This is a genomic window from Sphingomonas hominis, from assembly GCF_013328205.1.
GTDB lineage: Bacteria > Pseudomonadota > Alphaproteobacteria > Sphingomonadales > Sphingomonadaceae > Sphingomonas > Sphingomonas hominis.
In genome coordinates, this window is record NZ_JABULH010000003.1 from 347,585 (window position 1) to 359,246 (window position 11,662).

Sequence of the window (11,662 nt, forward strand, 5' to 3'; positions counted from 1 at the left end):
GAAGGGCCGCCGTCCGGATGAGGACGGCGGCCCGTTGAGGTGAGGTCGAGGCGCTTAGAAGGAGAAGCGCGCGCCGACGCGGATCGTATAGAGCGACTGCGACGGGTAGATCGTGTCGCTCGGCGTCGCGTTCGGCAGGCTGTAACGGTACTGCGCGCAACCCTGTGCGGTTGACGTCGGCGTCGTACCGGCAGTTCCGGTGGGCGTTGCGGCGGTCAGGCACTGCACCCGCGCTGCGACCGCGGTGTACGGGAAGGCGTATTCGCGGATCTGACCCCATGAGCTCTTCAGCAAGTTGGTGAAGTTCTCGACGTCGGCGAACAGCTCGATGCGCGAGTTGCCCACGAAGGTCGGGATCTGCTGCGCCACGTGCAGGTCGATGCGGGTGAACCACTTCGAATTGAACGCGTTGCGCGGCGCGATCTTGCCACGGTACTTGGCAAGGCCCGACGTTTCGAAGAAGTTGTTCAGCTGCTCCGCAACTTGCGTATTGTCGTACGACACGAGCGGATCGTCGATGCCGGTCGGCACGTACATCAGGTAGCGCGACAGCGAGCCGGTGGTGCCGAAGATGCGGCTGCGGCCCGAGGACGTATCCTGGAACGTGTAGCTGTACGGACGGCCGATCCGCGTTTCGCCGAACAGCGCCAGCGTCGTCTTATAGTCACCGAAGAACGCGTGGTTGAACGTCACGTCATACTTGATGTTGTGCTTCACCTCGTCGTTCGACGTGCCGTAGGCGGCGTTGTTGCCGTCCAGGAACGCACCGTTCGCGTAGTTCGAACCGGCGGTCGAGGAGGTCGCGGGCGACTGGTCCTTGATGTCCTGGAAGGTGTAGCTGGCGTTGGCGGTCAGGCCGAAGTCGAACGTCTTGCCGACGCGCGCCACCGCCACGTAGCTGCGGCCACGCGAGGTGTTGGTCAGCAGGATGTCGTTGAACGTGTCGTTGAACGACGTCAGCGACGCGTAGCGGACACGACCATCGGGCGTGCGGAGTGCGGTCGGCACCGAGCGGATGTCGGTGAAGAACACTTGGTTGCGCACGTCGGACCAGAACAGGTCGGCACCGAAGTTCCAGCCACCACCCAGGAAGTCGGGGAAGTAATCCGCCGACAGCGTACCGCGCCACTGCGACGGCAGCTTGAAGTTGGGATCAACCGCGTTGGTTGCCGCCGCGCTGACACCGCCCTGCAGGTAGGTGTTGGTCGCGCCGGGGATCGTGGCGCCGTTGACGTTGCTCAGCGCAGTAGCACCCAGTGCCTGTGCCTGCGCATTCTGCGCCGCGACCGTGTTCGACAGGCCCGACACTTCGTAGGTGCCGTTGTTGATCTGGCGAATGTCGACCAGGTTCGAAAGGATGCCGGTGTTGGAGAAGCTGTTGGACGTATAGACGTCGGGCGCACCGCCACCGAAGATGCCGAAACCGCCGCGGATGCTCACCTGGCTGACCGGCTTCCAGTCGAGGCCGAAGCGCGGCTGGAACAGGCCACGGCCCGACAGGAACTCAGCGTTGGTGAAGCCGTAGCGGCTGGTGAAGGTGGGGTTGAGCGTCGGACGGCTGTTGCTGCCGTACAGATCGTAACGCGCACCGTATGCGAAGTTCAGCGTGGGCGTGATGCTCCACGTGTCCTGTACGCCGAACGCGTACTGCATGTACTTGAAGCGCGCGGCCGCGAGGTTCGGGTTCAGCGACGGCACCGCGTTGGTGTAGCCGAAGCGTTGCGCATTGCCCGCCTGGAAGTCGGCGATTGAGTCGAAGTAATAAGCACCGGTGATGCCCGCGCGCGGGTTGGACGAGCTCAGGAAGGCGTTGAACACGTCGACGTGCTGCACGTCGGCGAAGATGCGCAGGTCATGACCGTCACGCGTCAGGCGTGCCTGCGCGCTGCCGCCCCAGGTCTCGGTGGTGAGCGCGTTGAACTGACGCGAAATGTCCGGGCCGAACGCGACCACGGCCGAACCCGGCGCGCAGGTGACCGACGCGCCCGCACCGGCGTTGCCGGGGTTGCCACGATCGGAATTGAGCGCGGTGCAGACGCGGAACTCGGCAAAGCCGCGGCCCTGGAGCGGATCCTGGATGCGCTTGTAGTTCTTGTAGAAACCACGGACTTCGGTCGAGAAATCGTCCGACCAGTCGGAGTTCAGCTGCACCACGCCGGTGTGCAGGCGGTTGCCCGACACATAGGCGTTCGATGCCAAGCCGAGGCTCGGCGAAGCTTGGTTGGCGCTGACGTTGTTGGTGAGGACGATCGAGTCCTTGGCGTAGCTGTAGGTCGCGGCGAGGCGCTGCGTGTCCGACAGGTTCGCGTCGAGGCGGGCGACCAGGCGGTCGTCCTTGTCCTGATTGCTGCTGACCACGCCGCCGGTGTCGTAGCCGTAGCGCGATTGCGCGATCTGCGTGACCTGCGCGATCTGTGCGGTGGTCAGCGTCGGGATTTCGGTGCCGGCATTGGCGCCGATCGGACCTTCGGCGATCGGACGCGGCGCGCGCAGGCGCTCACCCGCGACCATGAAGAACAGCTTGTCCTTGATCAGCGGACCGGCAAGCTGCGCGCCGTAATTCTCATATTTGAAGTTGGGCAGCGTCACGCGGCCGGTCGGCACGCCGGGGCCCGCCTTGGTGCGGTCGCCCGACAGCTCGTCCGACGAGTAGGAATAGAAGCCGGTGCCGTGGAAATCGTTGGTGCCCGACTTCAGGATGACGTTGACGACGCCGCCCTGGAAGTTGCCTTCGCGCACGTCGTACGGTGCGACCTTGGTCTGGAACTGACCGATTGCGTCGAGCGGGATCGGCGATCGGCGGCTGGGCAGACCGTCGGGGTTGAGGCCGAAGTTATCGGTGATCGGCACGCCGTCGACGGTGAAGCGGTTGAAGCGCGCGTTCTGGCCCGCGAAGCTGACCGCGCGGCCACCCGAGGGGGTGTCGTCGAGGCGCGCGAACGGATCGCGGCGCATCAGGTCGCGGATGTCGCGATTGACCGAGGCGATCGTGCCGATCTTCTCGGCATTCAGCACGGTCGCCGGACCCTGGCTGACGCTGCGCGCATTCGGGATGCTCGACGCGGTAACGACGATGTCGGCGCCGGCAGCGTCGCCACCTTCTGCGGTCAGCTCGACCGGCAAGTCATAGGATTGACCGACGATCGTGCTGATGTCGGTGACCGTGGTGGTGGCGTAATCCGGCGCGCTGACGGTGACGGTGTAGGGACCACCCGGGCGCAGGCCGTTGGCGTTGAACGTGCCCGATGCGTCGGTGGTCGCGTTCGAGATGGTGCCCGAGGGCACGTTGACCACGGTCACCGTTGCGCCCGCAACCGGCGCGCCCGCCGCGGTCACAGTGCCGCGGATCGTGGAGGTGGTTTCCTGCGCCGTGGCGCTCATCGGTGCGATGAGCGCGACTGCTGCCACGCCCCACAACAGGTTGTTCCGCATCGTCAATCTTTCCCCTTGAGAGCCCTGGCTCTGCAACCTTCGGCGAGCCACGCCGTTGGTGCGCCCCTGCACCGGGATTATTGCGCTTCGGTTACAGCGGCGAGTCTATTCGCGCGGCGGTGCCACGTGGGTGTTTGTGCGTTGCAAAAAGGTAACATCCGCTGCCGGTCCAGCGGGTCAGTCGGCCGCCGCGACGATCGCTTGCCAGCCTGGTTCGTCGATCACGCGAATGCCGAGGTCGGCGGCCTTCTTCGCCTTGGATCCGGCACCGGGGCCAGCGACGACGAGGTCGGTCTTCGCCGATACCGATCCGGCGACGCGGGCCCCGAGCTTTTCGGCCTGTGCCTTGGCCTCGTCACGCGACATCGTCTCCAGCGTGCCGGTGAACACGATTGTCTTGCCGCTCACCTCCGACGCGCGCGTTTCCACCGCGAAGGGCGGGGGCGAGACTTCGCCGAGCAGGTCGTCCCACACCTGGCGGTTGTGCGTTTCGTGGAAGAAGTCGGCGAGTGCGTGGCCGACCGCGGCGCCGACGTTCTCGACCCCGATCAGCGCGGCGATCGCCTTGTCGACGCGGGTAGCATGGCGCGCCTCGGTCTCCCCGACCGCGGGCGGAGTGGCGTCCCGAAGCGCGATCACCGCGTCGGCCAGCGTGGCGATCGCGGGCAGGGTGACGTAATGTTTCAACAGGTCGCGCGCGGTGACGATGCCGGTGTGGCGGATGCCGAGCCCGAACAGCAGTCGCGCCGCGTCGGGGGAGCGCTTGGCCTCGATCGCGGCGAGCAGTGCGTCGACCGACTTGGCCTGCCAGCCGTCGCGGCCGACCAGTTCATCGCGGTGCTCGTGTAGCCGGAAGATGTCGGCGGGTTCAGCGATCCAGCCGAGGTCGATCAACTCGACCAACGTCTTCTCGCCCAGCCCGTCGATGTCGAGCGCGCCACGGCTGACGAAATGCTTCAATCGCTCGAGCCGCTGCGCCGGGCAGATCAGGCCACCGGTGCAGCGCACGTCGACCTCGCCTTCTTCCGCCACCGCCTCGCTGCCGCAGATCGGGCAATGGGTAGGAAAGGCCCAGGCGCCGCGCGTGTCGTCGCGCGACAGATTTTCGACGATCTGCGGAATCACGTCGCCGGCGCGTTGCAGCACCACGCGGTCGCCGGGGTGGACGTTCAGCCGCGCGATCTCGTCGGCATTGTGGAGCGTCGCGTTGGTGACGACGACGCCGCCGACCGTGACCGGCTCCAATCGCGCGACCGGGGTCAGCTTGCCCGTGCGCCCGACCTGAATGTCGATGGCGTTGAGCGTGGTCTGCGCGCGCTCGGCCGGGAATTTGTGCGCGATCGCCCAGCGCGGCGCACGCCCGACGCTGCCCAGGCGCTCCTGCCAGTCGAGCCGGTCGAGCTTGTAGACCACCCCGTCGATGTCGAACGGCAAATCGGCGCGTTCGGCCTCGATCGCGCGATAAACGGCGAGCGCGGCGTCGGTCGTGTCGGTGCGCGCGAAGGCGTCGGCGATGGGAAAGCGCCAGCGGCGCAGTGCGGTGACCAATTCGGTCTGCGTCGCGCCGGGTACCGCGCTAGCCTCACCCCAGCCGTGCGCGAGGAAGCGCAAGGGACGGGTGGCGGTGACGGCGGCGTCCTTCTGCCGCAGCGAGCCGGCGGCGGCGTTGCGTGGGTTGGCGAACTGGCGCGCGGGCTTGTTCGCGGTCTCCGCCTCGGCGGCGAGGCGGGCGTTGAGCGCGGCGAAGGCGGCCTTCTCCATGTACACTTCGCCGCGGACCTCGAACACGTCGGGTGCGTCGGCGGGGAGTGCCTGCGGAATGTCGGCGATCGTGGCGACATTGGCGGTCACGTCCTCGCCCACCGCGCCGTCGCCGCGAGTCAGCGCCTGGACGAGCCGGCGCCCCTCATAGCGCAGCGAGCAGGACAGGCCGTCGATCTTGGGCTCGGCGGTCAGCGCCACGACCTCGTCGTCGGCGAGGCGGAGGAAGCGGCGAACGCGCGCCACGAACTCGGCCACGTCCTCGTCGCTGAAGGCATTGTCGAGGCTCATCATCGGGCGCGCGTGCGCGACCTTGGCGAGGTGGCCGGCGGGCGCGGCGCCGACCTGTCGGCTGGGCGAGTCGGTGCGGACCAGCGCGGGGAAGGCCTGCTCCAGCGCGCGGTTGCGGCGCACCAGCGCGTCATAGTCGGCGTCGCTGATCTCGGGCGCGTCGTGGGTATGATAGAGCGCGTTGTGGTGCGCGATCTCGGCGGACAGCCGCTCCAGCTCGGCGGCGGCGTCTTGCTCGGTCGTGGGAAGCGCGGGCTCGGTCATGCCGCCCGGGTTAAGCGGCGCGGCGGCGAGCGTCCAGCCGGCGCGTCAGGCGGCGGCGAGCTTGTCCGCGGTCGCGTCGGCCAGGCTGGTGCCGTCGAGGATGCGCGCGGTCTCGTCGCGGACGCGCATCATCGCGTGGCGGATCTCGCAATCGATCTCGCTCTTGCAATCGTTGCACGGGCGATAAGCGGTGCGGCTGACGCAGGGGACGAGCGCCAGCGGCCCTTCGATCACGCGGATGATCTCGCCCAGCGAGATCAGGTGCGCGGGCCGCGCGAGCACGTAGCCGCCCATCTTGCCACGATAGCTGTGGAGCAGTTGCGCGTCGCGCAGGTCGGCGAGGATCAGCTCCAGGAACTTGCGCGGGACGGTGGCTTCGGCGGCGATGCGCGTCATCGGGATCGGCGGCGAACCGGCGGGCGCGCGCGCGAGGAACAGCATCGAACGGAGGGCGTAGCGCGAACGCTGGGTCAGCATACCCTAGTATATCCACGGACAATGTGGCTGCTACGTGACCAAACGCACCTGAACCAGCGCTGATCGAACGGCGGCGGGGCGCGGAAGGTCACGCGAAGGTCATGCCAAGAACAGGTGCGTCGCCGCGCGGGCGGGGGCGCTGCCGCGGTTTTAGGATCGGCGGCCGGACGGTCGCGGATGTTGGTGAACATGTGAAAGAGCGGGCGGGGCGACAGCGTATTTTCCAATCGGCTTGACGCGCATTCTGGCGTCACTTCGGACCTGATCCGGCATCCCGCCTCCCGGGCAGGGGCGCAGAAGGCAGCGGACTTACGGATCGATCCCGGGACTGCGGTGAGGCGGATTGATTGAGCCCCGATCTAGCATCGCGGGAGTGTGTAGGACAGGGATTGCCAACCTGCACCAGGCGATCGCTGGTGTGACAGATGAGCCTTTTACATCGGCGACGAGGTGCCTATATCAGCTCTCGTCGGGTTCCACCCGACTATGGCGATAAATCGTGGCGTAGAATAGACGCAGCGGACCCGGGGGCGGTACCCGGCGGCTCCACCATCGCAGCTGAGGTGCTTAGGCCACGCTTTCCACGCGCGGTGACGGGCCACAGCTTCGCTGACGGGGCCGAAACAGAATCGACGTGTGTTGAAAGGCGCTGCTTTCGCTCGGAATGGGACCACCGCAACGGCCCATTACACAAGTGCCAACGATAACGAAGCACTCGCGATTGCGGCGTAACTGAGGGCTTAACGGCCTAAAGTTACACCAAAATAGCGCGGTTCGGACCCCACCGGGCAACAGAAGGGGAAACCAGCGGTTCGGAGGGCACCGGGCAACAGAAGCCCCTCCACCTTTACAGCGGCGATGACGGCGTGATCGCGAGAGGGGAGGCGTGGTCTCTTGCCTTACGTCTGCTGGATGCAAGGCCGCTTCTCGCGATCGGCCGATGTCGAAGTAGAAGCCCCGAATAAACTTCGGGTCAACGGCGAGCAATGAAAACGGCTGGGCACTGGCTGCTTGCACCCGATTAGCTGGGCCGTGCGACTCTGCCGTCATGCAAGCCGACCTCCGCGCGTTCGACGTGAAGTGCCCACAGGCCACCACAATGCGACACTGGCGATGTAATCGGCGAACGACCGCTTTCGTCCAATTGCGGACATTCCAATACGCTGAATTAGCTTTCATAGGGAGCGACCGCGTGGGGAGCGCAATCGAGGAGTCCGCTGGTGCACGAGATAGAGGACGCGGTTCTGCGGTCGGTCGTTGCCTTTTCCTTGATGGCATCAGCGATCCCGGCGGCTTCAAGCCCGCTTCCGCCACCACCGGAATACGTCTGGTCAGCTAGTAAGATTTTGGCAGATGCCTCGATCAAAGATCAAGCGCGTGTCGCACCGCTTTTTGCTGAAGACGTTCAGGTCACGAAAGACGGCAAGCCCCTTGCAGCCAATAAGACAGAGTGGATGAGCTTCTGGCTTAAGGACCGGAAGCACTTTTTCGGCAAGACCCTTCTATACAGCATGGGTCGTCGTGACGCGGGCGTCCTGCTTGTGTTAGATCAATTCGATACTCGAGACAATTTCACGAACCCGCCGCCGCCCGGCGATGCGCAGTGGTCCACGCGGTCTACATTGTACGCTTTCGGGTCCGACGGTTTGGTTCACTCGGTGCAGATCTCCGAGGTGGACTCATTCCTAATCAAAGCCGATCCAAAAGATGAGCAGTCCTCAGATAAGGATTAAGGATCTGCACTATGTGAGGGGAGAATGTCCGCTTTCGCCCAATTGCGGACGCCCGTTCAGGTGCAGCTAGATCAAGGAATGGCGGGGAACTCGATCTGCGGCGCCTTCTCGCTGCGATTTGGCACCCTACATTTGGCCAAATCAAAAAACGCGCGGGGAAGGCTATCCCGCTCCGCAGCTGTGGTGGAATACCATGCCAGGTGACCGACGTCTGGAAGCAGCAGGTGAGCCGGAGCCACGTCACGAGCTTTAAGAATGTCCGGACGTAGATCGTAAGATGCATCGGTGGCGAACATCTCTATGTCCCGCCTGATTGCCTGGCCAACGAAAGGCGAATTGGCCTCTCGTACCCAAGCCAAATTCGTCTTTTGGTCGGTCCCGCCTTGCCACGGAAGGAACCAGTAGGACCTGCCCGATCTTGCGACATGCACGTCGAGCGCCAGTCCAGTCGGCCAGTCAGAACTCGTTTGAACGTTATAGAACCGAGCCGTGACGCCGGGAGCGCCACGGAGGACATACTGTGCGTTCTCGATTGAGCAGGAGGCGATAGAAGCAGCGATTGCTAAAGCGAGGATCATACCCAAGTCTAGCTGATCTTCGGCCGCTTTCCACCACAACCAGATATCCCGCTTACGGGATCAGGTTACGCGTGGACTGTCAAAAGTTATACCTACTCACGCCGGCAAGGGAGCCGTGCTGGGCGGGATGGATGCCGGAACGGGTTCGGCATGAACCGCAATGGCAGGTGCCGGGATGTGCTTGAGAGCCGTTCGGATCACCCGATGACTGCAATCCGCTACTGAGTTGGTTCGTTGGTTGTAGCGGAAAGGCGGTCGGCGCTCATCCGACGGTGCTGAGCCCGCTCAATCCTCTATCCCCGCCAGGTCGCGCGCGGCGCTCTGCAGGAGTTCCTCGATCGTCGGGTGATACCACGGCTGGTCCGCGAAGGTCGCGGCGTCGGTGCCGCGGTCGATGGCGAGTGCGACGAGGTGGCCGAGGTGCTCGCCCTCCGGTGCGACGATGGTGGCGCCGATCAGCGTGCCGTCGCGGTCGGCGTAGAGGCGCACCACGCCCTCGTCGTGGCCGTCGGCGGTGGCGCGGCCATTGTCGCACACCTTGGCCGAGCCGATCCGCGCGTCGTCGGGCAGGTCGCCGAAGTCGGTACCGACCTGCACGAGGTTGGGCTCGGTAAAGGCGATCGCGAGTGCGGGGAGTTTGCGGGCTGCCGCGCCGCCCGCCGCGACATCGCCCGCGATGCGTCCGCCGCGCGCGGCCTCGTGCAGCACCGGGCGCCACGCATTCGCGTCGCCCGCGATGAAGATGTTGCTGTTGCCGCAGCGCCGCGTGGTTTCCTCGAACAGCGGCGTGCCGTGATCGTCGCGCTCCAGGCCGGTGGAATCGAGGTCGAGGTCGCCCAGCAGCGGCTTGCGCCCGGTTGCGGCGAGGATCAGGTCGACCTCGACCGCGCCGCCGTTCCACGACAATCGCGCGCCGCCCTCGACCGGTGTCGCCTCCGCCTCGACGCCGAGGTGAAGGTCGACCTCTTGTCCAAGTGCGCGGATCGCCGCGTCATTGGCTTGGGGGTCGGACAGGCCGCCGATCGTCTCGCCGGGATCGAACACGCTGACCTTGACGCCCAGCCGCGCGAACGCCTGCGCGAGTTCGAGCCCGAGCGGTCCCGCGCCCAGCACTGCCATGCGGCGTGGCAGATGGTCGAGTTCGAAGATCGTCTCGTTGGTGTGGACGCGGTCGCGGACCGCGTCGAGGCTGTCGGGGATGATCGGCGTGCTGCCGGTCGCGATCACGATGCCACCGCGCGCGACGATCCGAATGCCGTTGACCGTGACCGCATCGGCGCCGTCGAAGCGCGCGACACCGTGGAGGCGATGCGCGTCGGGGATGGCGTGATAATCCTCCAGCACCGAGGCGACGAAGCGGTCGCGCTCGCGCCGTACGCGCGCCCACATCGCCGGCACGTCGATCTCGACCGTGCCGGTGCGCACGCCGAACGTGTCGGCGTGACGCGCCTGATGCGCGGTGCGCGCGGCGGCGATCAGCAGCTTCGACGGCATGCAGCCGACGCGGGTGCAAGTCGATCCGCCGGGGCCGCGCTCGACGATCACCGTGTCGGCACCGCGCGCGGTCGCGGCCTTGTACGCTTTCAACCCGGCGGTCCCCGCGCCGATGATGACCACGTCGCATGTTCTGTCGGTCACTTGATTGCCCTTTCGCGGACACCGTGTCCGAACTTATCCTGTATCAAGAACTGAGGCGCACGGGTGTTCCAGTGCAACCGCGCGATCGCTGACATGGTTGAGCACGCCGACACAGGAGGCGTGAGCGGTGGCGGTGAGTGACGATTACGCGCGCGGACGGCGCGACGGGCTGCGGCTGGCACTCGCCACGCTGGCGGCGGAGGAGGCGAAATGGGCGGCGCTGCTGAGGGAAAGCCGGTCGTGGCGGACCAACCAGATCCGCGAAGTTCGGCACAAGGCGCTGCAGGTCGCGCAGACGCGCGTGCAGACGATCCTCAATCGGCTGACGCCGAAGGGTGATCCGGCAATCGACGAGGAAGTGGCGGCGGCGCTCGACCGGCTGGGATTGTGAGCGGGGCGCTTGATCTGCTGGGTCCACTCGTCACCCCAGGCTTGATCCGAGGTCCCGCTTCTTGGACGGGGCGGGAGAAGGCAGCGGGATCCCGGATCGAGTCCGGGATGACGGGGTCATAGGTCGGATATTGTATCAGACGTCGAGGGGTGCCTCCGCGCGCGATGGCGAGGTGGCACCCTCGACCTCGATCAGGCGATGCCCGCGCCGCCGGTGACGCCGTACACCTCGCCGTTGATATAGCTCGCCTCCTGGCTGGCGAGCAGCACGTAGACGGGGGCGATCTCGACCGGCTGGCCGGGGCGGCCGTAGGCGCTCTTCTCGCCGAAAGTCATCACCGCCTCGGGCGGCTGCCCGCCGGAGGATTGCAGCGGCGTCCAGAACGGACCCGGCGCGACGACGTTGGCGCGGATGCCTTTTTCCAGCAATTGCGCGGCCAGCGCCTTGGTATAAGCGACGATGCCCGCCTTGGTGGTCGCGTAATCGAGCAGCGTTGCCGACGGATCATACGCCTGGACCGAGGCGGTGGTGATGATCGCCGCGCCCGCGGGCAAATGCGGCACCGCGGCCTGGGTGATCCAGTGCATCGCGTAAAGGTTGGTCTTCATCGTCTCGTCGAAATCCTTCGACGATACCTCGAACAGGTTCTCGCGGCTCTGCTGGTGGCCGGCGTTGATGACGAGCAGGTCGAGCCCGCCGAGCTTCTCCACGGCCTGTTCGACCATCGTGCGGCACCAATCCTCGTCGGTGATGTCACCGGGCAGGTCGACCGCGGTGCGCCCTTCCGCCTCGATCAGCTTGATGACATCGGCCGCGTCGGCCTTCTCGGCCGGCAGGTAGGAGATCGCGACATCGGCACCTTCGCGCGCGAAGGCGATCGCGGCGGCGCGGCCGATCCCGCTGTCGCCGCCGGTGACCAGCGCACGGCGTCCGGCGAGCCGGCCCGAGCCTTTGTAGCTCGTCTCGCCATGGTCGGGCACCGGGTCCATCTTGCGCGCTTCACCGGGCACCGGCTGCGGTTGGCGCGGGAAGGGGGGCTTGGGATATTGCGCGCGCGGGTCCTGCATCGTCAGGCGATCGGTCATCGGTTCTTCTCC

General features: G+C 66.0%; 8 protein-coding genes and 1 other RNA gene. 3 read left to right on the plus strand and 6 right to left on the minus strand.

What is annotated here, in order from left to right; translation table 11 throughout:
* Window positions 1-54: 54 nt before the first annotated feature.
* The 3 genes from HRV97_RS09975 to HRV97_RS09985 form a co-directional block, all read right to left on the minus strand.
* Window positions 55-3,432: a TonB-dependent receptor gene (locus HRV97_RS09975; protein ID WP_174194099.1), complete on the minus strand. Its 3,378-nt coding sequence runs from the start codon at window positions 3,430-3,432 to the stop codon at window positions 55-57.
* A 177-nt stretch (window positions 3,433-3,609) separates the two neighbouring features.
* The gene (gene ligA / locus HRV97_RS09980) at window positions 3,610-5,748 is read right to left on the minus strand and encodes an NAD-dependent DNA ligase LigA (protein ID WP_174194100.1); all 2,139 of its coding nucleotides are present in this window, start codon (window positions 5,746-5,748) and stop codon (window positions 3,610-3,612) included.
* Window positions 5,749-5,793: 45 nt separating this feature from the next.
* Window positions 5,794-6,225: an Rrf2 family transcriptional regulator gene (locus tag HRV97_RS09985; RefSeq protein WP_174194101.1), complete on the minus strand. Its 432-nt coding sequence runs from the start codon at window positions 6,223-6,225 to the stop codon at window positions 5,794-5,796.
* 428 nt (window positions 6,226-6,653) lie between these two features.
* On the opposite strand from HRV97_RS09985, the gene ssrA reads away from it, so the two are divergent.
* Together ssrA and HRV97_RS09995 are read left to right on the plus strand one after the other, a co-directional pair.
* Window positions 6,654-7,031, plus strand: a transfer-messenger RNA (tmRNA) gene (gene ssrA, locus HRV97_RS09990).
* A 414-nt stretch (window positions 7,032-7,445) separates the two neighbouring features.
* Window positions 7,446-7,958, plus strand: a complete 513-nt coding sequence (locus HRV97_RS09995) for a hypothetical protein (protein WP_174194102.1) — start codon at window positions 7,446-7,448, stop codon at window positions 7,956-7,958.
* Window positions 7,959-8,029: 71 nt separating this feature from the next.
* Here the strand turns inward: HRV97_RS09995 and HRV97_RS17280 are convergent, their stop codons facing one another.
* On the minus strand, window positions 8,030-8,254 hold the full coding sequence (locus HRV97_RS17280) for a hypothetical protein (RefSeq protein WP_223176728.1): 225 nt from the start codon (window positions 8,252-8,254) through the stop codon (window positions 8,030-8,032).
* Window positions 8,255-8,821: 567 nt separating this feature from the next.
* Window positions 8,822-10,174 (minus strand): dihydrolipoyl dehydrogenase, encoded by a 1,353-nt coding sequence (locus HRV97_RS10005; RefSeq protein WP_174194104.1) that lies wholly within the window; start codon window positions 10,172-10,174, stop codon window positions 8,822-8,824.
* A 127-nt stretch (window positions 10,175-10,301) separates the two neighbouring features.
* Between HRV97_RS10005 and HRV97_RS10010 the strand changes: the two genes are divergently transcribed.
* Window positions 10,302-10,565 (plus strand): hypothetical protein, encoded by a 264-nt coding sequence (locus HRV97_RS10010; RefSeq protein WP_343044481.1) that lies wholly within the window; start codon window positions 10,302-10,304, stop codon window positions 10,563-10,565.
* A 191-nt stretch (window positions 10,566-10,756) separates the two neighbouring features.
* Here HRV97_RS10010 and HRV97_RS10015 read toward each other — a convergent pair whose 3' ends face one another.
* Window positions 10,757-11,650: an SDR family oxidoreductase gene (locus HRV97_RS10015; protein ID WP_174194105.1), complete on the minus strand. Its 894-nt coding sequence runs from the start codon at window positions 11,648-11,650 to the stop codon at window positions 10,757-10,759.
* Window positions 11,651-11,662: the final 12 nt, after the last annotated feature.

What these genes read in the sequence shown, in the direction of transcription:
- ligA (WP_174194100.1), bottom strand. Translation starts at nt 5,748, where the DNA reads ATGACCGAGCCCGCGCTTCCCACGACCGAGCAAGACGCCGCCGCCGAG.
- HRV97_RS17280 (WP_223176728.1), bottom strand. Translation starts at nt 8,254, where the DNA reads ATGTTCGCCACCGATGCATCTTACGATCTACGTCCGGACATTCTTAAA.
- HRV97_RS09985 (WP_174194101.1), bottom strand. Translation starts at nt 6,225, where the DNA reads ATGCTGACCCAGCGTTCGCGCTACGCCCTCCGTTCGATGCTGTTCCTC.
- HRV97_RS09975 (WP_174194099.1), bottom strand. Translation starts at nt 3,432, where the DNA reads ATGCGGAACAACCTGTTGTGGGGCGTGGCAGCAGTCGCGCTCATCGCA.
- HRV97_RS10015 (WP_174194105.1), bottom strand. Translation starts at nt 11,650, where the DNA reads ATGACCGATCGCCTGACGATGCAGGACCCGCGCGCGCAATATCCCAAG.